Source organism: Paenibacillus sp. J22P15 (assembly GCF_056269345.1).
In genome coordinates, this window is record NZ_JBWDNT010000013.1 from 84,870 (window position 1) to 111,837 (window position 26,968).

A 26,968-nucleotide genomic window follows, 5' to 3' on the forward strand; every position below is an offset into this window, starting at 1 on the left:
CGTAGAGGATCGTCAGCACTAGTGCTGATGATCTTCTTTACTCCTATAACTCCAAATATAAAGATGAATCTATCATTAGATTGGAATTGTTAAGAGAAATCTTTGTTCCACAACAAGAACATGAAAAAATAAATAATTGGAGGATTTACACGTGTCTATTTTCGCTGTGGAAGGTAATCAATTTGTTATGGATGGCAAACCGATTCGGCTAATTTCTGGTGCAATCCATTATTTCCGTGTCGTTCCAGAATATTGGCGGGATCGTTTGATGAAACTGAAGGCCTGCGGCTTCAACACAGTGGAAACGTATGTACCTTGGAACTTGCACGAACCAAAAGAAGGACAATTCAACTTCGAAGGCATCGCCGACATATTCAAGTTTATCAAGACGGCCGGCGAGCTAGGGCTGCAAGTCATCGTTCGACCAAGTCCGTACATTTGCGCGGAATGGGAGTTTGGTGGATTACCCGCATGGTTGCTTGCCGATACTGGCATGCGACTGCGTTGTTCTCACCAACCATTCCTTGATAAAATCGACGCTTATTATGACATCCTCATGCCGCAACTTGTTCCACTGCTCTGTACGAACGGCGGGCCGATCATCGCGATGCAAATCGAAAACGAATACGGTAGCTATGGTAACGACACGCAATACCTTGAGTACTTGCGTCAAAGCACAATCAAACGCGGCATCGACGTGCTGTTGTTCACCTCCGACGGACCGGAAGACTTTATGCTGCAAGGCGGCATGGTTCCGGGAGTCCTTGAAACCGTAAACTTCGGGTCCCGTCCGAAAGAAGCATTTGCCGAACTGCGCATTTACCAGCCGGAAGGACCAATCATGTGCATGGAATATTGGAACGGCTGGTTCGACCATTGGTTCGAACAGCATCATACTCGCGACGCGGCTGATGTAGCGAAGGTGTTCGATGAAATGCTAGAAATGAACGCTTCGGTCAACTTCTACATGTTCCATGGCGGAACGAACTTCGGCTTCTGGAGCGGAGCGAATGATGATGGCACGTATATGCCAACGATTACAAGCTATGATTACGATGTACCGATCAATGAGTCCGGCGATGTAACAGACAAGTTTTATGCAGTGCGCGAAGTTGTATCTAAGTATGTTGACTTAGGACCGCTGGAATTACCTGAACCTATCAAGAAAAAAGCTTACGGTCAAGTACAAATGACGCAGCAGGCGATGCTGTTCGATTCCCTAGACAAGTTGTCGACCCCAGTGCGTAGAACATGTCCGGATCCGATGGAGCTATTGGGACAAAACTACGGCTTCATATTGTACACTACGCGAATTTCCGGTCCTCGCGGCGAAACGAAGCTGAACCTGCAGGAAGTACACGACCGTGCGCAGATTTTCTTAGACGGTGAGTATAAAGGCGTCGTAGAGCGTTGGAACAAAGATGCGGAGCCCATTTCTTTTAGTGTCCCTCCTGAAGGAGTAACTCTCACAGTGCTCGTCGAAAATATGGGACGATCCAACTATGGTTCATACTTGCGGGATGTGAAAGGGATTACGGAAGGCATCCGGTTCGGCCAACAGTTCCTGTACCACTGGACGATCCATACGTTGCCTATGGAAGATTTATCGAACTTGGAGTATAAGTCAGCGTCAGTAAATTTCGAAGGCAAACCTGCCTTCTACAAAGGAACGTTTCAGGTTGACGAAGCCGCTGACACCTTTTTGGAGCTGAAAGGCTGGAACAAAGGTGTTGCTTACATCAATGGCTTCAATCTGGGCCGTTATTGGGAGACGGTTGGTCCACAAAAAACGTTGTATATTCCGGGACCGCTGCTTTGCAAAGGAGAAAACGAACTCGTCTTGTTCGAGTTGCATGGTGCCAAGGAACTGGTCGTTACGCTCCGTGACAGTGCGATTCTTGGCTAATCAATCCACTTTTTGAACACATAAGTTAAAAAGATTTTATTATAGGTGAACCTCTCTGCAGCGATGATTGGCTGTGGGGAGGTTTTTTTATACGCCTACTTATGTTATTAAGCTACGGACAGTTATGCTCAACGAATTTGGATTATAATAGAATCATATGGCAGCCTTTTCTCAAATCGTTTATTTAGTTAATCTCCTTAATTTCCTTAATTTCCAATACATCTTTTGTTTTCGCATCAATTTCAACTTTATATTTAATGTGTTGAAATTCTGATTCGGTGTTAATAGCAATTACATTAAATTTGTAAACGGGATTAGTATTAAAAAGAAACGACCAATTATTTCTGCCACTTATCTGACTAATACGATATCCATCTGATATTGGAGTTACCTCTTCAGCAATTTGTACGGCTTCTTGTATTGATATTGACGGTTTATTAGATATGTACAAAACAATCAAATAAGCGAGAAGGAAAAAAACAGTGCGAAAAATAAACTTTTCCTTCATATAGAAAACCTCCAAGAAAAATGATGTTTCTTAAATCATATGCAATTCCATTACAAAGGTTCTTCGGTTTGACTTTATGAGCATTCGTTTCTCAACTAACTTGCAGGATTGCGTAATAAGTGTGTAATCAAATAGCAAATAGCCATCGTTTTGATCAAACTTTGTTCAAAACGATGGCTATTTTTCTTTTTCAAGAAATCTGGTTCAAGGCCGTAGGAAGCAATTTTGTGAGTTATAATGTTGAGATGTCAATAACGAATCGATACCGTACATCACTTTTGAGGACACGCTCATACGATTGTTCGACTTGGTCTGCACTGATTACTTCAATCATAGGGGCAATGCCGTGTTCAGCTGCGAAATCGAGCATTTCCTGGGTTTCACGAATTCCACCAACGAGTGAACCTGCAATACTGCGACGACCCATAATTAATGAAAAAACATGATACTTATCTGGTTCAGCTGGTGCGCCAACATTTACGAGTGTCCCATCAATGCGAAGCAGTGATAGATACGCATCAACATTCAGATTTGCAGACACGGTGTTTAAGATTAGATCAAAACGGCCTGCTAATTCTGTAAATGTAGCGGAATCACTTGTAGCATAGTAATGATCTGCGCCAAATTTCAATGCTTCATCTTTCTTATCCATAGAGCGACTCAATACGGTTACTTCGGCACCCATAGCATGAGCAAATTGGATCGCTACGTGTCCAAGACCTCCCATTCCCACAATGGCAACCTTCTTACCTGGGCCAGTGTTCCAGTGTTTCAAGGGAGAGAATGTAGTAATGCCTGCACATAGTAGTGGGCTAGCCACATCCATGTCAAGACTGTCAGGGATACGGACAACGAAACCTTCCGTAACAACAATTTTTTGGCTATATCCTCCGTATGTTGGATTACCATCGTAGTCTAGTCCGTTATAGGTGTTGATTACACCCTTCGTACAATATTGCTCATCTCCACTGAGACAGTATTCACATTCTCCGCAGGAATCAACAAAGCAGCCAACGCCAACGCGGTCACCAACGACATATTTGGTCACTTCTGTTCCTACTGCCTCTACGATTCCGGCAATTTCATGACCAGGAACCATCGGGAAGATTCCGCCAGCCCATTCACCGAATGCACTGTGAATATCAGAATGGCAAATGCCGCTAAACTTAATATCGATTAAGATATCGTGTGGCCGTAATTCTCTCCGCTCAATTGTGGTCTTTTCAAATGGTGCTTTCGCACTTGGGACACTTAGAACACGTGTCGTAGTCATGTTTTTCTGATTATTGCACATAAAAGATAACCCAATCCTTTCTTTTGTAAAATAATAGGTTGATGGTATTAAAAGCTACAAGAATAGCTTACTCCTTAATGTTGACTTTAAGGCAAGGTTTTTTTGAATTTAATCATAAGGAATAGAAAGTATCGCACTACATTTTACTAGTAAGCTCTTAATTAAGCTTTTCTTTGTGGTACTTCTTTTCTAGTTCATCATAGTATTCTATTTTTGATTCAATTTTTAGAAAAGCGTTATCCAAGTCTCTTTGTTTCTCCATCATTTTCGCTTTATGCTGTTCAAATATTTGTTTGCGTTGCAAGGCTGTGCTGTCTCCTTCTTTTGTTAATTCGACGATCGAACGTAACTCTGAGAGAGGGATGTCCGTTTTCCGTAAACATACAATAAACTCTAACCATAATAAATCTGCTTCGTTAAAAATACGATTTCCATGTTCATCTCTTTTTATAAAAGGTAGAAGACCCTCTTGTTCATAATATCGGAGTGTATGTGCAGGCAAACCTATCTTTTCTGCTGCTTCTTTTATATGAATTTCCATTGTCTCCTCCATAAATCTTTTTATTATTTTGTTCATATTACTGAAATCTATCATTTAGGTTTTATTATAGACCTTAAAGTGTACTTTAAGGCAACATCGAATTTTCATCATCATCTAGGAATATAGGAATGAGAAAGGCGCTATTTCGTTCGGAAATCGAACGGAGTGGCGCCTTTTGTACAGCGGGCTGTTTATTGATCTTACTCCTTTTTTATACTGCTAATATACTCACTGGCCTTATCTAAAGTGTCAGCAATTTGACCGGCATCATGTTCGAGCCAATCCGCGGCTTCATCAGGACCCATAAAACCGTGCGTGATACTTCCAATGACATGATCTAACTCGTCCGAGACGTCATCAATTTCACTGACTAATGTATCTTGTTCGATTAGTATAGGTTCTGCAGATGGAGTGCCGCAGTTAAGGCAAAGATGGTCTAATAAATCATTAATAGGGATTTGGTTTTCTTTTTTACATCCTAAACATGTAACCATTATTGTGTCTTGTTGCAGCATGCTTTAAACTCCTTCTAAATCATCGATATCATAGTCCACTATATGTTTGAAGCTGCCGCTGCTCATAATTTTATCCAAGTTCCATTCTACTTCGACATTCCGACCCTTTACCCTGTAAACTTTCCCAACCTTTTGTGCACCGCGAACACGTACAAAGTCACCTTTTCTCATTTTTCGGGTCCAAACCCAAGCAGCTTAGGCTGCCGAAGTAATCCTGAATCAGTAAATTCAAGTGCTGTAACGCGGCAAGGGAAAGCTACATTTAACCAAACAATATTAGATTTTTTCATGCCGGTGGATAGGGTGCGGAAGGGGCACTCTCCAGGATGCTGCTCCATAAATTGTTTTAGCACCTTTTTTGATGCTGTATCGATGCCCGAAACATGACCGATGTACCGGTCCTCGTATCGCAAGACAAGACTGGATACTGATTCGTCTTTTAATTTGATACCGACTACATCAGCTACGATTCGCACCTCTTTACGTTTTTTAAACCAGTAATTATGTTTTTTTGCTTCAACGTATGGACTATCCAGTTTCTTTGATATGATTCCTTCCCATTCCCTGTCATTTACCCAATTCCAAAGCGCAGGGCCGTCGAAGACAAGGTCAGTAACAAATACTCGTGGTTGCTTCTCAGGAAATTTATTCGCTAATCGCTCATAACGCTCTTTGAATGGAAGAGAGCGAATATCATCTCCATTATCATAGAGGATATCAAATGCCACAAAGATAAGGTTATCATCGTATTTCTTGCGATTTATTCCTACGAGTACGCGCTTAAAGTTTGGCCGTTTACCGTCAAAATATGCAATTTCACCATCGAGTACACATTGTCCTATCCGGAGTGGGCTGAGCAATTCAACAATCTCTGGAAACCGATCATTACGTGGTTCAACCCGTTTTGAAAATAATTCAACTCCGCCCTCACCATCTAACCGGACTAGCGTGCGAACACCATCCCACTTGATTTGATATCCCCAGTCAGGACCAGTTGGGATATCCGGTGATGTGACAGGTGCCATAGGGATACCAGGCAGTTCCATGACTACAGTCATGATACGTTATCCTTTGTTTTCGCGGCACTTTTCCTTTTTCGCTTGGGTGGACCAGGATCAGGAAGTGGTTTTGTTGCGTCCAAGCTTGCTTGTAAAGCTGCCATGAGATCGATAACATTTGTCCGTCCTTCGCTGTTAGGTGCGGATACAATATCGACGCTCTCACCAGCTATCTTTTGCTCAATTAAATCGAGCAAGGCGATGCGGTAATCGTCTGTATATTTAGCTGGATCAAATTGCTCGCTAAGCTGCTCGACTAGTGCCTTGGCCATAGATAGTTCTTTTTCATCAACCTTTGTCACCGGCGGTAAATTAGGAACTTGGGATAATGAGCGGATCTCATCTGGATAATACATTGTCTCCATACAGAGGCAGTTGTCGACAACTCGTATAGCTGCCAGACTGCTTTTGCTACGGATCGATATCTTGGCAATACCTATCTTGCCCGTTTGCTTGATTGCTTCGAGCAGCAGGCTATAGGCTCCAGCTCCGGCCATGTCAGGGGAGAGGTAATAAGCTTTCTGAAAATAGAGAGGATCTATTTCCTGAAGGTCAACAAAATCAAGGATTTTTATTGTCTTTGCTGACTCATCTTTAATACTCTCTAATTCGCCTTCATTGATGATTACATACTTATCTTTTTCGTATTCAAATCCCTTTACAATTTCGTCTGGTCCAATTTCTTTATCGCAATGACGGCAAGTCTTTGCGTAGTTTATAGGCATTCCGCAATCCTTGTGTAAACTCCGAAAATGAATATCCTTGTCCTCCGTCGCAGTGTACATTTTAACTGGAACATGTACAAGCCCAAAGCTGATAGCACCCTTCCAAACGGTATGTATATTTATCACATCCATCATTTTTTGCTTAGTGTACTCTAGGCAGTGGGAAATATACAGAAATAAGCTTTAACGAATGATGGAAGGCTGGCAGATAATAAAAGGTTCCCACTGCTTTTGTGGATAAAAGGAAGTGGGAACTAGGGTCAGGTCTATACCTCAATGATAATTGGGAGGATCATAGGTCTTCTTTTCGTTTTCGCAAATAAGTATTTACTGGTTGTTTCCTTTATCTTATGCTTTAGAATTGACCATTTTCCGTCATTTCCATTTTTCTGAAGGTCTCCGATCGTCTTAATGACCAGCTTGCTGACTTCACCGAATAACGTCTCGGATTCTTTAACGTAGACGAAACCGCGGGAAATAATATCGGGGCCTGATAAAATGCTGCCTTCTACACGACTAAGTGTAATGACGACAACAAGGATACCATCCTCAGCGAGATGTTTACGGTCACGTAAAACAATATTTCCAATATCACCGATTCCGAGCCCATCGACTAGTGTATTGCCAGCCGTAATTTTGCGTGTTTGCTGAATACGTCCATCTTCAATATCCAAAACTTCACCGTTATTTAAAATAAAAATGTTTTGACTTTCAACGCCGACGGATTCAGCCAATAGCCGGTGTTGGTATAGCATTCGGTATTCACCATGTATAGGAACAAAGTAGGTTGGTTTCATTAATGTGAGCATAAGTTTCAGTTCTTCCTGGCTGCCATGGCCTGAAACATGCATACCAGTGGCAACACCTGATCCATGTATGACGTGTGCACCCAGCAGGTAGAGGTGATCGAGCGTGTTTGCTACGTTTCTTTCATTACCTGGAATTGGTGAGGACGCTAAAATAACGGTATCACCAGATAATATTTCGGTATGTGGATAGGTAGAGCTTGCAAGACGGGATAGCGCAGCCATCGGTTCACCTTGGCTTCCCGTGCATAACACAGCAACCTGTTTCCGGTCCAGCTCGTTAGCTTCCTTCGCTTCAATTAACATGCCCTCGGGAATATTTATATAACCTAGCTCAAGTGCTATCGACACCACGTTGACCATACTTCTACCGAGTAATAATAATTTTCGATTTGTTGTGATAGCAGCATCAACAACTTGCTGCAGACGATTAATATTAGATGCGAAAGTCGATAAGAAAATTCTATTTTGAGCTTTTTGAAATACTTCTTCAATACGTTCTCCGACCAACTTTTCTGAAGGTGTAAATCCAGGTCGTTCTGCATTCGTACTCTCAGACAATAATGCAAGTACTCCTTGTTCACCAATACTCGCCATCCTGTGAATATCGGGAAATTGCTTGTTAGAGGGGGAGAGGTCAAATTTAAAATCTCCAGTATGAACAATGGTTCCCTCTGGTGTACCGATGACAATGCCGATACAATCAGGGATGCTATGGTTTGTTCGGAAAAAAGATAAAGTCAGATTTCCCAATTCAAAAGTGGAGTCAGACTGAATTTCATGAAGGCTCGTTTCTCTAAGACGATGCTCCTTTAATTTGCCCTTAATTAGCCCAAGAGTCAGTCGTGTGGCATATACAGGTATATTTAGCTGCTTTAAAATATACGGGATGCCGCCGATGTGGTCTTCATGTCCATGCGTAATGACTAGTGCTCGAACTTTATCTTTGTTTTCTAATAAATAGGTGATGTCAGGGACGATAAGATCAATTCCTAGAAGACTTTCATCAGGAAATTTAGATCCACAATCAATCACGACAATATCGTCAGCATACTGTATGACATACATGTTCTTACCGATTTCAAATACACCGCCAAGTGCAAAGATCGAAAGTCTGTTTTTATCAATTAGTTTGTTATCCATAATTCCCTCCGGTTTTGTTCCTGCTAATCGCTGTAAATTGGCTGAAATATATTGTTTCCAATTTTGTTATCTTTATTTAAATTATTAACCAACATAGCTCTAATCATGTAGTTTCCAGCACAATCGCTTGACTTGGAGTTAACTCCAAGAAGTAAACTATATAGGAAGAAAACAATAGCGATTTGAAAGTGAGGAATCATTAAATGGAATATATGAAACTTGGAAATACTGGCCTAGATGTATCTCGACTTTGTCTTGGATGTATGAGCTTCGGTGTAGCAGAACGTTGGACTCATCCGTGGATACTTGATGAAGAACGCAGCCGCCCAATGATAAAAAAAGCTTTGGAGCTTGGCATCAATTTTTTTGATACGGCGAATGTCTATTCAGACGGAACTAGCGAAGAAATAGTTGGTCGAGCTTTAAAAGATTTTGCCAATCGAGATGAAATTGTCCTTGCGACGAAGGTTCACTTCCGTATGCATCAAGGTCCAAATGGTGCTGGACTTTCCCGAAAGGCTATTATGAGTGAAATTGATAAGAGCCTTAAGAGACTGGGAACGGATTATGTAGACCTTTACCAAATCCATCGCTGGGATTACAGTACCCCTATTGAAGAAACGATGGAAGCATTACATGATGTTGTGAAGGCTGGGAAGGCAAGATACATTGGTGCTTCGGCCATGTTCGCATGGCAGTTTCAAAAGGCATTATATGTAGCCGAAAAGAATGGCTGGACTAGGTTTGTATCCATGCAGAATCATTTAAATCTCATATACCGTGAAGAAGAGAGAGAGATGATGCCGCTCTGTAAGGAAGAAAAGATCGGTGTGATTCCTTATAGCCCGCTAGCTTCAGGAAGATTGGCGCGTGATTGGTCAGAAAAAACGTATCGTTTCGAGACGGACCAAGCTCAAAAATCTAAATATGATGCGACTGCAAATATTGACCGAATAATTGTAGAGCGGGTTGCAGCTATTGCAGAAAAACGTGGCGTTTCTCGCGCACAAATTGCACTTGCCTGGTTGTTGCAGAAAGAACCCGTAACTGCTCCGATTTTCGGCGCTACGCAAATGTTTCATCTTGAAGATGCGGTAGCAGCTCTTTCAATAACGTTAACACCAGAAGAAATTTTGTCGCTGGAAGAGGCGTATGTTCCTCATCCGGTAGTTGGTGCTATTACGAGCCGATGACAGTATGAAATAGGGACGTGAAATCTGAATGTTGATAGCTGAAGTAAGTGCGAAATTTGAATTATCACAGGATACACTCCGTTATTATGAACGGATCGGATTGATTCCGCGGGTGAACCGGACAAAAAGCGGAATCAGAGATTATACAGAAGAAGACTGCAGATGGGTTGAATTTATCAAATGTATGCGGGGTGTAGGTCTGCCTGTTGAGATTTTGCTAGAGTATGTCGGGTTGTATCAACAGGGCGATGAAACTATCGGGGCTAGAAAAGAACTCCTAATTGAGCAACATAAGCAACTCACAAGCAGAATGGATGAGATGAGGAAAGTTTTAGAACGCTTGGATGGTAAAATTGAAAGATATGAACTGACCATACTTGAAAAGGAAAAAACTCTAAGCAGGCCTATGATTAAATGATTAAATAGTCCATTGAACATTACATATGTATATACTTTTTCCCCAGATGAGCTCCGTATTATTGTTTTCTCTGTTGATAGGATGTACTGCTGAAGGAACGAATGACATAAATAGTTTGAATGATCCTGCGGAGACCCCCGCAATTGTTAGTCATATACAGGAGGGTTATTACTATGAAATATTTTATAATAACGGGAACTTCCAGAGGACTGGGGGAATCGATTGCAGAACAATTGATTTCACCAGATCATTATTTGTTCTGTATTTCACGCGAAAAAAATACGAAGCTGCTAAGCAAAAGTAGTAATATAGAATATTTTGAATTCGATTTAAATCATGTGGATGAAATAGAATCGTTAATGGATCGTATTTTCAAATCTATCGACTTTTCTAATGCAGAGGGTGTTTACCTCATCAATAATGCAGCTATTAGAGCGCCTGTAGTATACATTGGTTCAGCTAAAGTAAAACAAATAACTAGCAATATTAATGTTAATTTACTTGCACCTATTATTCTATCTTCCTTATTTATAAAACAAACAAATAATAGTGTTATTGAAAGAAGAATTTTAAATATTTCGTCAGCATCTGCTAAAAATCATCTTCCTGGAATGAGTATTTATTCGGCTGCCAAAGCGGGTTTGGATGTATTTACTCAGTGCGTTGGCTTAGAACAAAACCAGTTGGAAGTTCCAGTGGGAGTCGTCTCGATCTGGCCTGGAATGATTGATACGAATCTACAGGAAGAGGCAAGAAATCTAGATAAGGAAACATTCCCGTCCGCACAATTATTTGGCATGGTCAAAAATAATGGCATGCTTACCTCTCCAGAAGCTACCGCTCAGCAAATCATCCAGTATTTATTTAAAGATGATTTTGAACATGGAGCTATTGTTGATATTTATAACTATTCAAAAGGTTAATGAATTTTCGTTGCATGATCTATGAATGGATAGACGTAATTTTTAGTTATAGATGAATGTGACCACCCAGTTTGGAAGAGAGTCGTATATGATTATATTGTGAGTAGCTCGTAGTTTCGTTCGAAAATTAAGCGACAGACGAATTTCATGAAATTGTATAGAAGGAGTGATGTAGTATGAAAAATCATCGATATCAAATAATTGTTAGGTCCAAGAGGTTTATCAAGTAGGGGCCGCCATTATATGATTTCCCCTACAATATTAGGAGGAATCTAGAAATGATCACACTACAAGCATTAGACAATCGTAACTGGGAACAATGTGCTCATCTTAAACCAAGACTAGAGCAACAAAATTTTATGGCCTCTAACCTTTATTCGATCGCCGAGGTACAATTTCTACAAGGTTTTGTAACTAAAGCGATTTACAATGATGATATTATGATTGGTTTTACGATGTTTGGGCTAGATCCAGACGATGGGAACTACTGGATTTATAGATTTATGATCGATGGACGATATCAAGGGGAGGGTCATGGTTATCATGCTATGAAGCTGGTTATTGATGAAATCAGGCAAACCAATGATAGGACTAATATTATAATGCTTGGATATAAACCAGATAATGAACCAGCTAGGAAGCTATATTTCAAATCAGGTTTTAGAGAAGAAGGAGTAGCTCCTTGGGGAGAAATGCTTGCGAAGTATAGTTTTGTATAGGTATCGCTGCTGTCTTCTTAGTCGTAGAACGGCGGATGCTGTAATACTAGTATTAGCACAGTCATAAAGTGATAGCTAAACATAGATTAATAGCATCATGATAATGAGGGTGATCTTAATGGATGAGATGTATCATTTTTGTAGGAGGAATATGAATTGCCGAGTTCGTGTTCATACTCGAGATGGGAGATGCTTTGAGGGATATATCGAAAATGTAGATAGAAACAATATGTATTTACGTACATCGGACGGGGTACGAACGTCTGCTTGGTTTGGCTTTGGATTTGGCGGTGGTCTTTTGGCTCTTTCACTATTTACTCTACTCGCTATAATATTGATCTAGGCAGATAGAAATTGAATCTTTTAAACAAAGCAACCTCAAGTCATTAGTGACCTGAGGTTCTTTGTTTTGACGATTAATAATCTCTAGAGGGTTAAGGAAGAATATTGCCCGCTGCACGATAGATCGCGTACCATTCTTCGCGTGTCAGTTGAATTTCGGTTGCTTTACAGCAATCGTTTAACCGATCAAGATTCATCGTACCGATAACCGGCTGCATATGAGCAGGATGGCGCAAAAGCCATGCAATGGCGATGGTCGTATTGCTAACATCATACTTGTTGGCGATTTCATCGATTTTTTGATTCAATTCCGGGAATTTGTCATTTCCGAGAAAAACGCCTTCAAAGAATCCGTATTGGAATGGCGACCATGGCTGGATAGTGATATCGTTCAATCTGCAATAATCCAGCACGCTGCCGTCACGGTGAACAGCGGCATCGTTTTCCATGTTTACATTAAATCCGCTAGAAATCATAGTAGCGTTAGTGATACTTAATTGTAGTTGGTTAGCAACGATAGGCTGCTTAACCGATTTCTTCAGCAATTGAATTTGCATTGGCGTTTGATTGGATACGCCGAAATGCCGTACTTTTCCAGCGCTCTCAAGCCGATCAAAAGCTTCTGCTACTTCTTCCGGTTCTACTAAAGTATCCGGACGGTGTAGAAGCAGAATGTCAAGATAATCTGTCTTGAGCCGCTTCAAGATTGCATCCACCGAGTCTAAAATATGTTCTTTGGAAAAGTCGAACATTCCCTGACGAATGCCGCACTTGGATTGAAGAATAATCTTCTCACGAATATCATCGCTCATATGGATGGCATCCGCGAATATTTCTTCACATGCTCCGCCGCCGTAAATATCAGCATGATCGAAGAAATTCGCACCTTTCTCCAGCGCTGTTTGGACAAATTGCTCAGCTCCGGCTTTGTCGAGCGAGTTAATGCGCATACAGCCGACCGCTATGACCGGCACCTCTAGTGTACTGCTTCCAAGCTTCATAGTCCTCATGATTTAAATCCTCCTTATTGATTAGGCTCTGTTCATCGTATTATGCAGAAAGGCGGTTCTATCATTTCTTACACAGGTCTATGTACATGCCCTCTGTGCCAATTGTACTTGTTGATTGTCTCACAAAAGTTCATTAGATATCAATATTTACAAAGCTAATAAAATCATTATTTGTAATGGAGGATATATTGGATGTTATGATATTGGGGATGCTTTGCAACAAAGGGTTAAGAGCATTCGTCTATGTAGTACTCGTAATCTTAACCAGCGGAGGTATAGATGAAGAAATCATACAGAAGCAAGGTCACTGTTATATCCATACTCATTGTTTGTTGTATTCCTCTTCTTTTGTTTTGGTGGTTGTATCATATTCTTAGTTCACCAATGATGCCGTGAAACTGATGAGGTCACCACGAGATGAATCATTTGCTTAGGGATCTTTCCAATGGAAAGGGGTTATTTATATGGCGACGTGGATGGTACATTTTAGAATTGCGGACAATCTGTTGAATTTGGGTTTAGCAGGAGAATAACGACAATATTTTTAATAGAGTATTTCGGAATATTAAAGAGTTCCCGGACTATCTCGATTTTTTTCCTGCGATCCAGATTTCGATACAAATAAATCGGATTACTGAATTTTATTTAGGGAACTCATTTGATTTTGTCCTTGATCCCACTTATCAATTTGAATATCTCATTCCTGATGAAGCGGATCAATTTGTTGAGGATACTACCAAGAAGATAGTACATAATCTAAATATGACTTTTGGTGGAAACGTGTTATGGTGGGAAGGGATCTCAAGTGAATGAAATGAGAAGAACGTATCGTAATAAGGAGGATTAGCAATATGATTATTGAAACTAAAATTGTTGAAAAACCTGCATTTAGCGCCGTCGGTATTACGGAGACGATCCATTTCAATGCGGCTTTGCCAGCTTCGGAGAATATGATCGCCACGCTTTGGGGCAGATTCGGCAAACGAATTCCAGAAATATCAGGTCAGCTCGGCTGGCGCAGCTTCGGGCTTATGCTGCAAAATCCGAACAACCCGCCTGGCGCGCCGTTCGAATATACAGCTGCAGTGCAGATTTTTGAAGATGGTGACATTCCTGAGGGCATGGTACGCATCGAAGTGCCCACTGCACGTTATATCGTCCTGACTCTTCGTGGTCCGTTAGATGGTATTAGTGATGGGTTCAAGCATTTCTGGGGACAGTGGCTGCCAAATAATCCTTACGAGTACGACGGTGGTACAAGCACTGGCAAATACGAATTCGAGTTTTATGACCAGCGTTATACTCAGCCGGATGATCAACATTCCGAGATTGATCTGTACTTCCCAATTCGTGCAAAATAAACAAATTACCAATTGGAAAAGAGGCGGGGGTATTTTGCAAAATAAGATTGCGATTGAGTGGGGAGAGGTGAAATGAGGGTTTAAGCTTCTTTCAAAAGAAATAAGGCCCACCCATGTAATGGGGGGCCTTTGGACTTTGGTTTAGAAGTTACGTCCACCTAATTGTTGTTCTGCCATTTGAACGAGTTTCTTCGTAATATATCCACCGATTGATCCTGCATCACGAGTAGATAGGTTACCGTTGTAACCATCTTGTGAGAACGCTACGCCTAATTGTTGTGCTGCTTCTGTTTTCATTTGGTTAATTGCTGCCTTTGCTTGCGGTACGACTAAAGTGTTTGAACTGTTTCTGCTCATACTATATCACTCCTTCATTGGATGTAAAGTTATTATGGATTGAAAATTGTAAATGTATGCAAGTCTAAAGTCAGAATTTTCGAAATTTATAAAAATGCTTTTAAAGCTAAGTATAGTAAGCAATGTAAGACGGTTAGCAACTGCTGTTCCGTTCAATAAAATAGATGGAGAGATCGAAAATGAAAGGCGAAAAAATTTATTTGTCCCTGTTGAATTTAAATCATGCAGAAGAGCTGCTTGCGCTTAGACTACGGAATTTTCATTTTTTCCAGCCCTTTGAGCCGAAAAGACCGGAGACTTATTTTACAATTGAAGAACAGAAGAAAATGATTAGTACGGGCATACAGGCTGCGGAGAATGATCAAGCCTATGTGTTTGGCGTATTCCACAATGATACGAATCAACTGATTGGCAGAATAGAGTTAACCGGCATCGCACGTGGCCCTTTTCAAAATGCGTATCTCGGATATTTCCTTGATCAAGCGCATAACGGGAAAGGGTATGCAACGGAAGCGGTATCTTTATGCGTCAATTATGCTTTGAGACAAATCGACCTGCATCGTATTCAGGCAGGAGTGATGCCAAAAAATATACCATCGATTCGTGTGCTGGAGAAGGTTGGTTTCAGAAATGAAGGGCTTGCAACAAAATATTTGAAAATTAACGGCAATTGGGAAGACCATGCTCTGTATGCCATTATTGCAGAAGATAAGCATGCTGAAAATTAGAGACGTTTACTTGATGAGTGTCGAAACTCTCCATTTGTACCCCTTAGTGTGAATAGTTCTGTCGGATTGTATCAAATTCGCATATGGTGTTTATAAGCCTAATAGAATGAAACTAAACATACACAGAAGAGGGAAGTGATGGTAAATGAAAAAAATATGTTTTCTTACATTGAGCTTTGCTTTGGTATTCGTTCTTATGACAGTATCGGGTGGAGTATCAAGCGTAGATGCAGCGCCTAAGAAGGAATTTTTAGAAATCTCCAAGAACGTTACCTATTATGGACAATTGAAAAACGGCAAGCCGCATGGCAAAGGAACAATGAATTGGTACCAGAGCAAAACGTATTCGGGAGACTGGCTCGATGGTAAACGAAGCGGTTTAGGTAAATATGTGAGTAATTCTATAATTGATACCAAAAAGATTACGATTACATACGACGGTGCATGGAGAAATGATCAGAAAGTTGGTAACGGAGCTTTGAACACGAAGATTACAGATTCAAGCTCGGTTGTTCAATCTCATAAGATTCAATTCGGTCAGTTTGTTAATGATCGTTTTACTGCGGGTTATTCCGTACTTCATGTAAAAGACGACCCTGCTTATAGCTTTAACTACAAAGATTCTACTTTGATGCTTCAATTGTTCGGTACGAATGTGAAAATGAAGGAAGCGTGGAAAAACGGGGAATTTACGACTATTCAGTACAGGAAGGGCAAAGTTATGAAGCATTATTCGGTTGCTTTTGATGAGAATCCATCATTAGTGAAGCAAAACAGAGCAACACTCAAATTTTTACAGGGTCTGCAATCGCAAGTAAATCCCCACTTAGTAAAATTAGAAAACTTGTCTAAGCGGGTACCTCTGACATAATACAATGTTAGAACGTATGTGGATGGGGCTGTCTCAAAAGTAGGTCTGCTTACTTGACGAGACAGCTCGCTTGATGAAGAAATTGGTAAAAAAGAAATGGCGGTGTTAGGTGGTTATCCCTGCACCGCCATTTCTGGCTTTTGGTCGATTGCCGCCTTCTTGAGTAAATTGTGGTTTTTTTCCCCAATGTGCCTCTAAAGTGCCGAATTATCAGAAGGGGCTGTCCCAAAAGTCATAAATGACATAGGGACGCCCTCAGGCAGCATAATAGATCTAGTTTCTAGATCAATTTGTGTAGAATTGGTCGTTTTCAGGAAAATACGTCTAGTTTCTAGACTTATTACTGATAATCCGGCGCTCTAGAGGCGCATTGGCGGAATAGGCAGCATAATAGATCTAGTTTCTAGATCTATTTGTGTAGAATTGGTCGTTTTCAGAGAAATACGTCTAGTTTCTAGACTTATTACTGATAATCTGGCGCTTTAGAGGCACATTGGCAGAATAGGCAGCATAATAAATCTACATTTGATCTGAATTGAAAGGAGCTATCCCATCGCCATCTTTGATGGCTTTTGGGACAGCCCCATCTTTTTTTTGCTCCTTGTGTTACAAAGCATCGTTATGATGTGTCTATATAATAAACCAACTCATCAAATAGATGCTGTCAAGTACTACGTAAACATGGTACTAGGTAGATGAAGAGGTCTTGTGTATAGTTAATTTATCCATAATCGGTGAATGCTTGTAACAGCTAAATGAGGTTTCCAGGAGGGGAATAGGTGCAGTGAATACGACAACAGTGAGAAAGCGAGAGCTGCAATGGAAAGTATCCATACTCAAGCAGCACGAAGCCTATGCTTATCAAGCTGCCTATTACTTGCTCGAAGATGAATCCCTTGCTGCTAAAGCGGCAATGGTGACACTTGCGGAATTAGTATGTGATGCAACCTTTTTTAGCAACTCAATGGTGCTTCAACAGAAACAATTGAAACAATTGATCATGAAGCAAGCGCTGAACACCAAAGCTTCTGCACTGCAGTCCACGCTCTAACCAACCATTTTAACAAGAAACTCAACACGCTGCCTCTTCTAACTATTTTCCACTTTGACCAAAACACGCCCATCCACCCGAATGCCTCAGTTCACAAATAGCCCACTATAAAGATTATTTTTGTAATTAAAGTTGATATGATATAGTTCTTTTAGATAGATCAATGGACATTTCATCCAATTACGACAAAGCAGGAGGGGAGTATGTGTATGATCATTGATTTGACGCATATGATTCAAAGCGAGATGCCGGTATATCCGGGAGATACGGAGACGAGGAGGCTTGAACAATCCAAGCATTATCAAATCGACGGCTACAATAATCACCAGTTGTCCATCAACATGCATGCAGGTACTCATATCGATGGTCCGATGCATTTACTCGACATTCAGAAATATATGACTGAAAGCTCCGTTGAGCAATTTGTCGGAGACGGTGTGCTGCTGGATTTGCATGGCGCTGATTCCATTGATTATAAAGAAGAATACGAGACGTTAATTAATGAAGAACAAATTGTAATTGTACATACAGGACATGGCGAACGGTATGGTCAACCGGACTATTATGAGGATCACCCCGTATTGACAGCTGATTTTGTTAATTTGTTGGTTAGAAAAAAGGTGAAAATGATCGGTTTAGATACGCCTTCACCTGATCGGTATCCTTTTCCAATCCATAAAATTTTATTTAGCAACAATATTTTTATTATAGAAAATTTAACGAATGTGAAACGGCTGTGCGGGATTAAATCGTTTGAGATTATTGCACTGCCGCTCCATATTAAAGCGGATTCATCCATTGCTCGTGTGATCGCGCGCGTGAAGGAATAACTAACAGTCTAGACTTTGTATTTGCGGTCTAATAAAGAAATTGGATAGATGAATAGAAGTGGGGGGATTCAATGAATAGGTACATATTTTATATCTTCACATCTGTTTTCATCACGCTTATGGGTTTGTGCTTCCTTTGGTATGTTCTATGGGATGCTGGTCAGCCGAAAACTGGACCCGTAGGAAATTCTATTTACAAGCCTAATTTCAAAGACTTAATACCGATATATAGTACTATACTTTTGGGACTTCTTAATTTGCCTGTGGCGATCATGCGTTACCGTGATTATAAAAAAACAATAGAGAATAGGGATGGTGAATACGAAATGGATGCCATACAACAATCCGGAAACAATGAAGAAAATACTACGATCAGCAGGCTTGAAACGGTGGATGTGAAAACAGGTGAACGCCATGTATTAGCCGAATTTGATTATTTGATAGAGGCTCCGAACTGGACCAAAGACGGCAATTATCTTATCTATAACAGCGGGGGTTTACTGTACTCCTTTGAACTAGCTACGAGAGAAAGCAAGCGAATTGATTCTGGATACGCAAACCATTGTAATAATGATCATGTACTTTCTCCGGACAATACTCATTTAGCAGTCAGCCATCATACACAAGAGGATGGAAAGTCACGCATTTATATATTCTCTCTATCAGAAGGTCAGCCGACATTGATTACACCGATGGCACCAAGCTATTTGCACGGCTGGTCGCCTGATGGCTCAACATTGGCTTATTGTGCGGAGAGGAACGGTCAGTATAACATATATATTATTCCGGTTGGCGGTGGGATCGAGACACAGCTGACAGACACGCCAGGACTAGACGACGGTCCGGAATATTCACCAGACGGCCGACATATTTGGTTTAATTCGACAAGAACGGGCTTGATGCAGGTATGGCGGATGAATGTTGACGGCAGCGAGCAGACTCAAATGACTTTCGATGAGAGCAATAGTTGGTTCCCGCATGTGTCTCCAGACGGTGAATCCATTGTGTATCTTTCTTATCGCAAAGGAGATGTAGCACCAAACGATCACCCAGCGAAGAAAAATGTCGAAATTCGACTAATGGCGAGCAATGGCGGATCCTATCGAGTTCTTGTTAGTTTATTTGGCGGTCAAGGCACAATTAATGTGAATTCGTGGTCGCCCGATAGCCGTCAGGTGGCTTTTGTCAGCTATACCTAAATTCCACTCCAAAAGTCCCGCTCATTCACACCAACATGTGAAGGAGGGGGATTTTTGTTGATAATAAATTTTTTTCGACTTCTTACTTCGACAACCTTTTATATATCAGAGAGCTATACTTAAAAGGTAGCATTTCATTGACAGCGGAGGGTTGCTCTTGAATAATTCGAATTTCAGAAAACGTATTTTATGGTTCATTAACACCGAGGTTGAACGAGTGCAAAGTAATTTAAAGAGTGGAGCAGTAAATAAAGAGAATGCACTCGGAAGCTTTAACACCCTGTATCAAATTGCTTCATCAACAAAAGATGCAGATACAATGATTAACTTATGCGAGATCATGAATAAGGTCAGAGATTCTAATCATAGTTCTGGTTTATTTCATTATACAGAAAAACGCCAGGGATCTTTTTATTGATAGTTCGTCGAATTAATAGTTGATTTCAGAGAAAAGAGACATATTTCGTTTTTAGTTTGTTGAGAAAGCCTCTGTTTTTGAGGCTTTCTTTTTTTTATCGACTTTTTGCTTATTTAACACTAGGAAGAATAATATTTCTTTCGGAACTCTGCTGGGGTCATGGAGGACAGCTGCTTGAACCACTGTGCAAAATATTGCATAGAAGAAAACTGTAATTTTTCACATATGTCCTGCAATGGTGTCAGTGTATGCTTTAGTTCTGTTGAGGCATAAAACAATCTCTCACTTTGTACATACTGATTTACGGTTAAGCGCATTTGAGTTAGAAACAAGCGGGATAGATGCCGCTCGCTAATAAAACAAGCATCAGCAACTTCCTTTACGGTTGGGTTGCAGTAAAAGTGCTGTTGGATGTATAAGATAGCCTTTTCCAACAGAGGTGATGACTGGTTTCCCTCATGGAGCGGCTGAGCCGGTGAAGCGGATAACTTAGGATGTAAACGAGAGTCGAGCACCTTCCAGATCATTTCGATGATACGCATTCTGCCAAGAAGCCGGTTGCCCATACCAGTATCTTCTGGACCAGCGTTCATGTTATCGAAGATAGATAACAAATCACTGCTCGAAAAGTTGAAAGGGGCATAGATGCGGGAGAGTCTACTCAAATGATCCGGGAGGATTAGTTTGAAATTGATAAAGTATAAGCCGAGCGGGGAAGAACGATCTGAATATTGTGCATGCGATTCATGCGGCGGAGCCAAATAGACAACGCCTGGGTAAAGATCCAGCTCCCCATTGTCAAGCTGGTTCACACCGATCCCTTCGGTGATGAAATGTATTTCGTATTGCGTGTGACTATGGGATTTGATTTGCCAATTAGGGTCTGGTGTGATTCGCCCCGCAGTTAACAATTCAATTTCCACCCCGTCGTAGGAAAGTTTCATGTCGACACCCCCGATTCAATCCAATAATCCATACTCAGTATCCAAAGTATACCAACTCTATAGTGTTACATCTAGTCCGTTTTTTATTCGATTATGTCTGTATTTTGGCTATGAGCGTTTGTGGATTTCACATAGAATGAAAGCGACAAGACAATCGTAAAGGGGACTTATCACATGTCAATCCATTTTCGAAAGCGAAAAATCGCTGATACAGCATTTGAAGCATGCAGCGTATTCGACGTTAACAATGACGGTGTGCTGGATATCGTCAGCGGCGCGTATTGGTACGAAGGGCCGGAATTTACGAAAAAACATGACATTTGCGAGGTCAAAGCCATCGATGGCTATCACGATGACTTTTGCGATTATCCAATGGATGTGGATGGGGATGGCTGGATGGATATTATTACAGCATCCTTCTGGAGCAAAGCAGTACGTTGGCGCAAGAATCCGGGCGTGCTTGGTGAGAAGTGGGAAACCTATGACATTGGCCCGAGTGAATGCACGGAAACGGTACGTTTTTTTGATATTGATGGATGCGGTGTTCCTGAGATTTTTCCGAACGCTATACATGAACCTCAGAAATATTTCAAGCTGCTCACAGATACAGAAGGCAAAGGTACAGGACGATTTGAAACCGTTATCATTGGTGAAGAAGCTGCGCAGCATGGAATGGGATTCGCTGATATAAACGGTGACGGACGGATGGATATTGTGTTAAGCAACGGCTGGCTGGAGCAGCCCGCAAACCCAGCAGAAGTGCCCTGGAAGCTCCACAAGGAATTCGAACTGGGCGGAGCAAGCGTGCCGATTCTTGGCCATGACGTTACGGGCAACGGTCTATGCGATATTATTGTGGGCCAAGGCCATGATTACGGGCTTCATTGGTTGGAGCAGCGAATCGATGCGGACGGCATCAGGACGTGGACGAAGCATGAAATCGATATGACGGGCTCCCAATTTCATGATATCCAGTTAGTCGACATTGACGGCGACGGCGAGCTGGAGCTTATTACGGGCAAAAGATACCGTGCTCATAATGATGGAGATCCCGGAGCGTTCGATGATATTGGAATCTATTACTACAAAATCGAGAACGGCAAGTTTGAGAAACATGTCATCGACTACGGTCCCGCTAGCGATGCCTCGGGCTGCGGCATTTATTTCTGGGTGGCGGATATTACCGGCAACGGTTATCCCGATATTATTGCACCAGGTAAAGAAGGCTTACATTTGTTCGAAAACTTGGGCCCAAGTACGGGTACTATTAGCAACACAGAGGAGTGAGTTCATTTGAGTAAACTGAAAATCGGTTTTATTGGCTCCGGCTTCATGGGACAAAACGCTCATTTATTTAATTTTTCTATGCTGGACGACCTGTGCGAGGTTGTTGCGCTTGCGGAGCCGCGCACTGAACTGGCCAAGAAGGTAGCCGCTCGCTATGGCATCCCACGCATCTATAACAATCATAAGGAATTGCTTGCTAACGAGCAGGTTGACGCGATCATCGCTTCCCAGCCGTACAGGCGTCATGCCATTCTCATCCCTGACATTTTGCGCGCGGGTGTTCCGGTTCTTACCGAGAAGCCGCTGACCCTGTCCGTGGAAGCCGGGGAGCAGCTTGTACAATTGGGTGAGCAGCAAGGGGTGCTGCATATGGTGGGATACCATAAGCGATCAGATCCCGCGATGGAATATGCCAAGAGGATTATTGAGGAGTGGCAGCAGTCCGGTGAGTTCGGCAAGTTGAGCTATGTTCGAGTAGCTATGCCGCCTGGAGACTGGGTCAGCGGTGTGGATAAGGCCTTGTGGTCGGAGGAACCAACGGGAGCGACGGAGTGGGAGCCAGCGCCTGCCGGTATGACGGAGGAAGAGGCGAAGAGCTACGATGAGTTCGTCAACTACTATATTCATCAGGTGAATGCGATTCGATACGTACTAGGTGAGCCTTACAAGCTGGTTTATGCCGATAAGTCAGGCGCTCTGCTAATCGGTGAAAGCGATAGCGGGGTCAGCGTTACGCTAGAGATGAGCACTTACGTTACCACTACCGATTGGCATGAGAGCATACTCGTTACATTTGAGAAAGGTTTTGTGCAAATAGATCTTCCCGCGCCTCTCGCCAGACAATGTGCGGGTAAGGTGACCGTATTCCGTGACAACGGAACGAGCACAGCTACTTTCACCGAACCGGTGCTGCCGAATATGGGCGCGATGCGCAAGCAAGCGATCAATTTCATTGCTGCCGTCAGAGGCGAGAGGGCTGCGCCTTGCACAGCACGAGAAGCGCTAGAGGATCTTAAAATCGCGAGGGATTATATTCACTTTAGAGCACGTTACAAGGACGTATCGAAGGTGTAATGATGACACAAATGTAAATTCCAAAGAAAGGAAGGGATAAACATGAGAAGAGTAGCGATTATCGGAGCGGGCAGCGTCGTATTTTGCAAAACATTAATACTGGACATAATGGCAACTGCAGAGCTGGAGGATACTCAATTTGTACTGATGGCGCCGTCCACAACGAATACTTCACAAGTAAAATCATATATTGACCGTGTAATCGACCATAATGGTCTGAAGTCTCAAGTGTCGGTAACGACTGATCGCCGAGAAGCACTTGCTGGCGCTGATTACGTCATCTGCTCCTTCCAAATCGGTGGGCTAGCGGCATTCGAACTCGATTATAAAATACCTCTGAAATACGGCGTAGACCAATGCATTGGCGATACGCTTGGGCCGGGGGGCGTATTCCGCGCCCTGCGCAGCATTCCTGTCATGTTAGATGTTGCAAAAGATATGGAGGAGCTTTGTCCGAAGGCGATACTGCTCAACTACGTCAATCCGATGGCAATGATCTGCTGGGCGCTCGGAGAGACTAACATTCAATATGTCGGCTTATGCCACGGTGTTCAGACAACACTGGATCTTATTTCAGGCTATACTGGCGTTCCGAAGCAGGAGATCGATTACATTACAGGCGGCATTAACCATATGGGATGGTTTCTCAAGATGGAGCATCATGGCAGAGACCTGTATCCCTTGCTCAGAGAAAAGTTTGAGGAGCCCGAGTTTTATGTGAATGAGAAAGTACGAGGTGAAGTATTCCGTCATTTTGGCTACTTCATGACCGAATCTACCGGTCATCTTTCCGAATACGTCCCTTGGTTCCGTCAAAGTGCAGAAGCGCTTGATCTATATTGTGATGAACCAGCATTCGGCGGGGAATCAGGGGCGTATTACAAGTGGTGCACCTATGTAGTAGACAAGTACAAGGAAACGAACTTGCTCGCGGATGAACCAGTGGAGCTGCCGCCGCGCAGCATTGAATACTGCGCTTATATTATAGAGGCGATGGAGACAGGCAAACCATTTAAGTTCAGCGGCAATCTGCGCAACAATGGCATGATTGCTAATCTACCAACGGATTGCTGCGCGGAAGGGCTCGTATTCGCGGATAGAACCGGCATACACCGAACGATTGTGGGGGAATTGCCGCCGCAGTGCGCAGCACTTAATATGACGAACATTAATGTTCAGCGGCTTGCTGTTCTTGCGGCTAAGTCTGGTGATCCCGAGACTGTCGTTCAAGCTATTGCGCTCGATCCGCTCACTTCCTCTGTTTTGACACTGAAAGAAATACGTGAAATGGTGTCTGAGATGCTGGATGCAGAAAGAGAATGGCTGCCTCAATTCGGAGACAGACGTCCACGTCCTACGCCAACCATTGAGATTGCAGAAAATATCAAACGGGCGGAAGTGCCTATCGATCCCGCTCTCGCGATTTTCTCTCGTTTTGGCGATTTGGCTAAGTAAGGCGTGCGTTAAGAGAGCCTCCATAAAGAGGCTCTTCTTTTTGATTTATGTAGCTAGCAGATGCAGAAATAAATGAGTTGAAATGAACAAAATGATCAGATAAAACAAGAGATTGGACTTCTAAGAGAAGTCTGATAATATGGGAGCAAGGCCTCTTCTGTTAGAGGTCTATATCTTTATAAGGAGGAAACAGCATATGAAGCAAATAATCGTCCAAACGTTGCCTCTGCGCAATAAGTCACTAGGGGGTGAAGTTTACTATGAACCATAGTTTGCATGTAGTCACATTGAAAGATCAACTAAGGCAGCAACTGATTGTTTTGGGGGAGGAGAAGCAATCGTTTCTCGACACTCATATCCCAAAACAAGGAGCAGAGCGTAAACAACTGTATCAATTTATTACGGAATATGTACAGTTTATTGAGAAAGAACTGGAATCCTCGGAGGAGCTTTTGCCATTAACTGTATTTATAGGCTGCGAGGTAACCATTTCTTATTTGGATGACGCTAGCTCGGATACGTTCAAAATCGTATATCCGATTGATGCAGACCCCGAGCAAAATTGCATATCATTCCTTTCACCCGTTGGTAGACAGCTGCTTATGAGCCGCAGAGATGATATTATTTCTGTTGAAACTCCAGCAGGCGCCATGCAAATGCGAATGCTGCATATTCAATAGAAGCACCAAAAACCGCCGAAGCTTATGCTTTGGCGGTTTTTGGTATGACAAAAGTATGAGCTCATCTAAAACAATGAATAGTGCTAGCCTCTTTTGGTTTGCAGTCGGATAACATTCCATGAAGCTTTGCTCAGCATTGCCTTCACATTTCCTTTATCTGCTTTGGCTGTGCCGCGGTTATGAGGAGCGACATTGTTCGGGTTTGCTTTGGTATTGCATGCTTTCAAATCTTCGTTTTCCAAAACGATATGCTCGATGATGCTAACATCACCGAAGCTTCGAACATCCACGTCAAGCTCGAGCCCCTCTGTTAAATGACGATTGACAGCAAATATGGTGATTTCACCTTGCTCTTCATTGTAAACACTGATCGCTTCTAGGTAAGGAACGTCAGTGAAATCCTTGGAGTCATACTTCGGTGACGTTGTAATCGGGTGCAGCACGGTTCCTCTGCCATAATTGGAAGCGTGAAGGTATGGGTAATACGTCGTTTGCAGCCATAGCGGACCGCCTGTTTCCGTCATTATTGGTGCGATGACATTAATCAATTGAGCCATACAGGCCATTTTCACACGATCGGCATGCTTGAGCAGCGTAATGAGGAAGCAGCCTACAGCAAGTGCATCCTCAAGCGTATATACGTCCTCGAATTCCGGCGGAGCAACCTGCCAAAGTTGTTCTGCACTACTTGAGCCGATGGAGTTCCAAACATTCCACTCATCAAGCGAAAGCATCAGCTTTTTCTTGCTCCGCTTCTTCGCCTTCATGTAATCGCAAATAGCTGTAACACTGTAAATGAATTGATCCATATCGAGCGACTTCGCTAGGAAGTTGGAGGTATCATTCGAATTGTTGTTGTAATAAGTGTGAAGTGATAGGAAGTCTACTTGATCATAGGTGAGATCGAGTACGGTGGCTTCCCACTCTGCGAAGGTGCTCATCCCGCTTGATGAGCTTCCACATGCTACAAGCTCGATTGTTGGATCTACCCAGCGCATGGCTTTTGCGGTTTCATTCGCGAGTCGGCCATATTCCACAGCTGTTTTTGCCCCGATTTGCCAAGGTCCGTCCATTTCATTACCGAGGCACCATGTTTTAAATTTATGGGGCTCCTTGTAGCCGTGAGAAATACGTAGATCACTGTAGTATGACCCTGATGGATGGTTACAATATTCAACAAGGTTTCTAGCAGCATCAATGCCGCGAGTACCCAGATTGACTGCCATCATCACTTCTGAGCCAACAAGCTTCGCCCAATCTGCAAATTCATTGGTTCCTACTTCATTGGTTTCGGTCGTCCACCAAGCAAGTTCGAGCAGAGTTTTTCTCTCGGATTTAGGTCCAACGCCATCCTCCCAATTATAGCCGGATACAAAGTTTCCGCCCGGGTAACGAATGATCGGCACATTCAAAGTTCTAATCGCTTCTAAAGCATCGCGCCGGAAGCCGTTTTCATCCGCTGCCGGGTGGCCAGGCTCATAAATACCTCCATAAACTGCTCTGCCTAAATGTTCAATAAATGATCCATAAAGTCTTGGGTCGACTGCGGAGATAGAAAAGTTATTATCGATAAGCATCGTTGATTTCATAGTCATAGAATAAACACTCCTCA

28 protein-coding genes are annotated in these 26,968 nt (G+C 42.3%); 16 read left to right on the forward strand and 12 right to left on the reverse strand.

What is annotated here, in order from left to right; translation table 11 throughout:
• Positions 1–151 precede the first annotated feature (151 nt).
• Positions 152–1,906, forward strand: a complete 1,755-nt coding sequence (locus AC0YN6_RS21905; RefSeq protein ID WP_475749462.1) for a beta-galactosidase — start codon at positions 152–154, stop codon at positions 1,904–1,906.
• 184 nt (positions 1,907–2,090) lie between these two features.
• Here AC0YN6_RS21905 and AC0YN6_RS21910 read toward each other — a convergent pair whose 3' ends face one another.
• The 8 genes from AC0YN6_RS21910 to AC0YN6_RS21945 all read right to left on the reverse strand — a co-directional run bounded on the left by AC0YN6_RS21910 (position 2,091) and on the right by AC0YN6_RS21945 (position 8,496).
• Positions 2,091–2,414: a PepSY domain-containing protein gene (locus AC0YN6_RS21910; RefSeq protein WP_475749463.1), complete on the reverse strand. Its 324-nt coding sequence runs from the start codon at positions 2,412–2,414 to the stop codon at positions 2,091–2,093.
• A gap of 232 nt (positions 2,415–2,646) precedes the next feature.
• Positions 2,647–3,708 carry an NAD(P)-dependent alcohol dehydrogenase gene (locus AC0YN6_RS21915; RefSeq protein WP_475749465.1) on the reverse strand — a complete coding sequence of 354 codons (1,062 nt, stop codon included), beginning with the start codon at positions 3,706–3,708 and terminating at the stop codon, positions 2,647–2,649.
• 157 nt (positions 3,709–3,865) lie between these two features.
• A complete protein-coding gene (locus tag AC0YN6_RS21920; RefSeq protein WP_475749466.1) occupies positions 3,866–4,249 on the reverse strand; it encodes a MerR family transcriptional regulator in 384 nt (127 codons plus the stop codon).
• 200 nt (positions 4,250–4,449) lie between these two features.
• Positions 4,450–4,764 (reverse strand): hypothetical protein, encoded by a 315-nt coding sequence (locus AC0YN6_RS21925; RefSeq protein WP_475749467.1) that lies wholly within the window; start codon positions 4,762–4,764, stop codon positions 4,450–4,452.
• Between the two features lie 3 nt (positions 4,765–4,767).
• The gene (locus AC0YN6_RS21930; protein WP_475749468.1) at positions 4,768–4,935 is read right to left on the reverse strand and encodes a hypothetical protein; all 168 of its coding nucleotides are present in this window, start codon (positions 4,933–4,935) and stop codon (positions 4,768–4,770) included.
• Complete coding sequence (locus tag AC0YN6_RS21935; protein WP_475749470.1) at positions 4,932–5,822, reverse strand: ATP-dependent DNA ligase; 891 nt, start codon at positions 5,820–5,822, stop codon at positions 4,932–4,934. The genes AC0YN6_RS21930 and AC0YN6_RS21935 overlap by 4 nt, the downstream gene beginning before the upstream one ends.
• Positions 5,819–6,664: a non-homologous end joining protein Ku gene (gene ku / locus AC0YN6_RS21940; protein WP_475749556.1), complete on the reverse strand. Its 846-nt coding sequence runs from the start codon at positions 6,662–6,664 to the stop codon at positions 5,819–5,821. The genes AC0YN6_RS21935 and ku overlap by 4 nt, the downstream gene beginning before the upstream one ends.
• A gap of 149 nt (positions 6,665–6,813) precedes the next feature.
• The gene (locus tag AC0YN6_RS21945; RefSeq protein ID WP_475749471.1) at positions 6,814–8,496 is read right to left on the reverse strand and encodes a ribonuclease J; all 1,683 of its coding nucleotides are present in this window, start codon (positions 8,494–8,496) and stop codon (positions 6,814–6,816) included.
• A 203-nt stretch (positions 8,497–8,699) separates the two neighbouring features.
• Between AC0YN6_RS21945 and AC0YN6_RS21950 the strand changes: the two genes are divergently transcribed.
• From AC0YN6_RS21950 to AC0YN6_RS21965, 4 genes are all read left to right on the forward strand, one after another.
• Positions 8,700–9,689, forward strand: a complete 990-nt coding sequence (locus AC0YN6_RS21950; protein ID WP_475749473.1) for an aldo/keto reductase — start codon at positions 8,700–8,702, stop codon at positions 9,687–9,689.
• A 28-nt stretch (positions 9,690–9,717) separates the two neighbouring features.
• Positions 9,718–10,107: a MerR family transcriptional regulator gene (locus AC0YN6_RS21955; RefSeq protein ID WP_475749474.1), complete on the forward strand. Its 390-nt coding sequence runs from the start codon at positions 9,718–9,720 to the stop codon at positions 10,105–10,107.
• 173 nt (positions 10,108–10,280) lie between these two features.
• Positions 10,281–11,030, forward strand: a complete 750-nt coding sequence (locus AC0YN6_RS21960; RefSeq protein ID WP_475749476.1) for a (S)-benzoin forming benzil reductase — start codon at positions 10,281–10,283, stop codon at positions 11,028–11,030.
• Between the two features lie 278 nt (positions 11,031–11,308).
• The gene (locus tag AC0YN6_RS21965) at positions 11,309–11,749 is read left to right on the forward strand and encodes a GNAT family N-acetyltransferase (RefSeq protein ID WP_475749478.1); all 441 of its coding nucleotides are present in this window, start codon (positions 11,309–11,311) and stop codon (positions 11,747–11,749) included.
• A gap of 434 nt (positions 11,750–12,183) precedes the next feature.
• Here AC0YN6_RS21965 and AC0YN6_RS21970 read toward each other — a convergent pair whose 3' ends face one another.
• On the reverse strand, positions 12,184–13,101 hold the full coding sequence (locus AC0YN6_RS21970; protein ID WP_475749479.1) for an aldo/keto reductase: 918 nt from the start codon (positions 13,099–13,101) through the stop codon (positions 12,184–12,186).
• Between the two features lie 851 nt (positions 13,102–13,952).
• Here AC0YN6_RS21970 and AC0YN6_RS21975 point away from each other — a divergent pair.
• A complete protein-coding gene (locus AC0YN6_RS21975) occupies positions 13,953–14,462 on the forward strand; it encodes a GyrI-like domain-containing protein (protein ID WP_475749480.1) in 510 nt (169 codons plus the stop codon).
• Positions 14,463–14,603: 141 nt separating this feature from the next.
• Here the strand turns inward: AC0YN6_RS21975 and AC0YN6_RS21980 are convergent, their stop codons facing one another.
• Complete coding sequence (locus tag AC0YN6_RS21980) at positions 14,604–14,819, reverse strand: small, acid-soluble spore protein, alpha/beta type (protein WP_475749481.1); 216 nt, start codon at positions 14,817–14,819, stop codon at positions 14,604–14,606.
• Positions 14,820–14,998: 179 nt separating this feature from the next.
• Here AC0YN6_RS21980 and AC0YN6_RS21985 point away from each other — a divergent pair, with 179 nt between their 5' ends.
• The 6 genes from AC0YN6_RS21985 to AC0YN6_RS22010 all read left to right on the forward strand — a co-directional run bounded on the left by AC0YN6_RS21985 (position 14,999) and on the right by AC0YN6_RS22010 (position 19,916).
• Positions 14,999–15,547 carry a GNAT family N-acetyltransferase gene (locus AC0YN6_RS21985; protein WP_475749482.1) on the forward strand — a complete coding sequence of 183 codons (549 nt, stop codon included), beginning with the start codon at positions 14,999–15,001 and terminating at the stop codon, positions 15,545–15,547.
• Between the two features lie 145 nt (positions 15,548–15,692).
• Positions 15,693–16,418 carry a hypothetical protein gene (locus tag AC0YN6_RS21990; RefSeq protein ID WP_475749483.1) on the forward strand — a complete coding sequence of 242 codons (726 nt, stop codon included), beginning with the start codon at positions 15,693–15,695 and terminating at the stop codon, positions 16,416–16,418.
• Between the two features lie 784 nt (positions 16,419–17,202).
• Complete coding sequence (locus tag AC0YN6_RS21995) at positions 17,203–17,469, forward strand: hypothetical protein (protein WP_475749484.1); 267 nt, start codon at positions 17,203–17,205, stop codon at positions 17,467–17,469.
• Positions 17,470–17,678: 209 nt separating this feature from the next.
• Entirely contained in the window at positions 17,679–18,299 is a 621-nt protein-coding gene (locus AC0YN6_RS22000) for a cyclase family protein (protein WP_475749485.1), read from the forward strand.
• 71 nt (positions 18,300–18,370) lie between these two features.
• The gene (locus AC0YN6_RS22005) at positions 18,371–19,498 is read left to right on the forward strand and encodes a TolB family protein (protein WP_475749487.1); all 1,128 of its coding nucleotides are present in this window, start codon (positions 18,371–18,373) and stop codon (positions 19,496–19,498) included.
• A gap of 157 nt (positions 19,499–19,655) precedes the next feature.
• Positions 19,656–19,916 carry a hypothetical protein gene (locus AC0YN6_RS22010; RefSeq protein WP_475749489.1) on the forward strand — a complete coding sequence of 87 codons (261 nt, stop codon included), beginning with the start codon at positions 19,656–19,658 and terminating at the stop codon, positions 19,914–19,916.
• 119 nt (positions 19,917–20,035) lie between these two features.
• Here AC0YN6_RS22010 and AC0YN6_RS22015 read toward each other — a convergent pair whose 3' ends face one another.
• The gene (locus AC0YN6_RS22015) at positions 20,036–20,860 is read right to left on the reverse strand and encodes an AraC family transcriptional regulator (protein ID WP_475749491.1); all 825 of its coding nucleotides are present in this window, start codon (positions 20,858–20,860) and stop codon (positions 20,036–20,038) included.
• A 174-nt stretch (positions 20,861–21,034) separates the two neighbouring features.
• Between AC0YN6_RS22015 and AC0YN6_RS22020 the strand changes: the two genes are divergently transcribed.
• The 4 genes from AC0YN6_RS22020 (at position 21,035) to AC0YN6_RS22035 (ending at position 25,356) form a co-directional block, all read left to right on the forward strand.
• Positions 21,035–22,147, forward strand: coding sequence for an FG-GAP repeat domain-containing protein (locus tag AC0YN6_RS22020; protein WP_475749493.1), 1,113 nt, complete (start codon positions 21,035–21,037; stop codon positions 22,145–22,147).
• Between the two features lie 6 nt (positions 22,148–22,153).
• On the forward strand, positions 22,154–23,221 hold the full coding sequence (locus AC0YN6_RS22025; protein WP_475749494.1) for a Gfo/Idh/MocA family protein: 1,068 nt from the start codon (positions 22,154–22,156) through the stop codon (positions 23,219–23,221).
• 42 nt (positions 23,222–23,263) lie between these two features.
• Positions 23,264–24,676: an alpha-galactosidase gene (melA, locus tag AC0YN6_RS22030; RefSeq protein WP_475749495.1), complete on the forward strand. Its 1,413-nt coding sequence runs from the start codon at positions 23,264–23,266 to the stop codon at positions 24,674–24,676.
• A gap of 260 nt (positions 24,677–24,936) precedes the next feature.
• Positions 24,937–25,356, forward strand: a complete 420-nt coding sequence (locus tag AC0YN6_RS22035; protein ID WP_475749497.1) for a GreA/GreB family elongation factor — start codon at positions 24,937–24,939, stop codon at positions 25,354–25,356.
• Between the two features lie 83 nt (positions 25,357–25,439).
• On the opposite strand, the gene arfA is transcribed toward AC0YN6_RS22035, so the two are convergent.
• Positions 25,440–26,951, reverse strand: coding sequence for an arabinosylfuranosidase ArfA (gene arfA, locus AC0YN6_RS22040; RefSeq protein ID WP_475749498.1), 1,512 nt, complete (start codon positions 26,949–26,951; stop codon positions 25,440–25,442).
• Positions 26,952–26,968 lie beyond the last annotated feature (17 nt).

Bases quoted from the DNA above. Each gene is read 5' to 3' on its own strand.
- AC0YN6_RS21910 (WP_475749463.1), bottom strand. From the start codon at position 2,414: ATGAAGGAAAAGTTTATTTTTCGCACTGTTTTTTTCCTTCTCGCTTAT.
- AC0YN6_RS21915 (WP_475749465.1), bottom strand. From the start codon at position 3,708: ATGTGCAATAATCAGAAAAACATGACTACGACACGTGTTCTAAGTGTC.
- AC0YN6_RS21920 (WP_475749466.1), bottom strand. From the start codon at position 4,249: ATGGAAATTCATATAAAAGAAGCAGCAGAAAAGATAGGTTTGCCTGCA.
- AC0YN6_RS21925 (WP_475749467.1), bottom strand. From the start codon at position 4,764: ATGCTGCAACAAGACACAATAATGGTTACATGTTTAGGATGTAAAAAA.
- AC0YN6_RS21930 (WP_475749468.1), bottom strand. From the start codon at position 4,935: ATGAGAAAAGGTGACTTTGTACGTGTTCGCGGTGCACAAAAGGTTGGG.
- AC0YN6_RS21935 (WP_475749470.1), bottom strand. From the start codon at position 5,822: ATGACTGTAGTCATGGAACTGCCTGGTATCCCTATGGCACCTGTCACA.
- AC0YN6_RS21945 (WP_475749471.1), bottom strand. From the start codon at position 8,496: ATGGATAACAAACTAATTGATAAAAACAGACTTTCGATCTTTGCACTT.
- AC0YN6_RS21950 (WP_475749473.1), top strand. From the start codon at position 8,700: ATGGAATATATGAAACTTGGAAATACTGGCCTAGATGTATCTCGACTT.
- AC0YN6_RS21955 (WP_475749474.1), top strand. From the start codon at position 9,718: ATGTTGATAGCTGAAGTAAGTGCGAAATTTGAATTATCACAGGATACA.
- AC0YN6_RS21960 (WP_475749476.1), top strand. From the start codon at position 10,281: ATGAAATATTTTATAATAACGGGAACTTCCAGAGGACTGGGGGAATCG.
- AC0YN6_RS21965 (WP_475749478.1), top strand. From the start codon at position 11,309: ATGATCACACTACAAGCATTAGACAATCGTAACTGGGAACAATGTGCT.
- AC0YN6_RS21970 (WP_475749479.1), bottom strand. From the start codon at position 13,101: ATGAGGACTATGAAGCTTGGAAGCAGTACACTAGAGGTGCCGGTCATA.
- AC0YN6_RS21975 (WP_475749480.1), top strand. From the start codon at position 13,953: ATGATTATTGAAACTAAAATTGTTGAAAAACCTGCATTTAGCGCCGTC.
- AC0YN6_RS21980 (WP_475749481.1), bottom strand. From the start codon at position 14,819: ATGAGCAGAAACAGTTCAAACACTTTAGTCGTACCGCAAGCAAAGGCA.
- AC0YN6_RS21985 (WP_475749482.1), top strand. From the start codon at position 14,999: ATGAAAGGCGAAAAAATTTATTTGTCCCTGTTGAATTTAAATCATGCA.
- AC0YN6_RS21990 (WP_475749483.1), top strand. From the start codon at position 15,693: ATGAAAAAAATATGTTTTCTTACATTGAGCTTTGCTTTGGTATTCGTT.
- AC0YN6_RS22000 (WP_475749485.1), top strand. From the start codon at position 17,679: ATGATCATTGATTTGACGCATATGATTCAAAGCGAGATGCCGGTATAT.
- AC0YN6_RS22005 (WP_475749487.1), top strand. From the start codon at position 18,371: ATGAATAGGTACATATTTTATATCTTCACATCTGTTTTCATCACGCTT.
- AC0YN6_RS22015 (WP_475749491.1), bottom strand. From the start codon at position 20,860: ATGAAACTTTCCTACGACGGGGTGGAAATTGAATTGTTAACTGCGGGG.
- AC0YN6_RS22020 (WP_475749493.1), top strand. From the start codon at position 21,035: ATGTCAATCCATTTTCGAAAGCGAAAAATCGCTGATACAGCATTTGAA.
- melA (WP_475749495.1), top strand. From the start codon at position 23,264: ATGAGAAGAGTAGCGATTATCGGAGCGGGCAGCGTCGTATTTTGCAAA.
- AC0YN6_RS22035 (WP_475749497.1), top strand. From the start codon at position 24,937: ATGAACCATAGTTTGCATGTAGTCACATTGAAAGATCAACTAAGGCAG.
- arfA (WP_475749498.1), bottom strand. From the start codon at position 26,951: ATGACTATGAAATCAACGATGCTTATCGATAATAACTTTTCTATCTCC.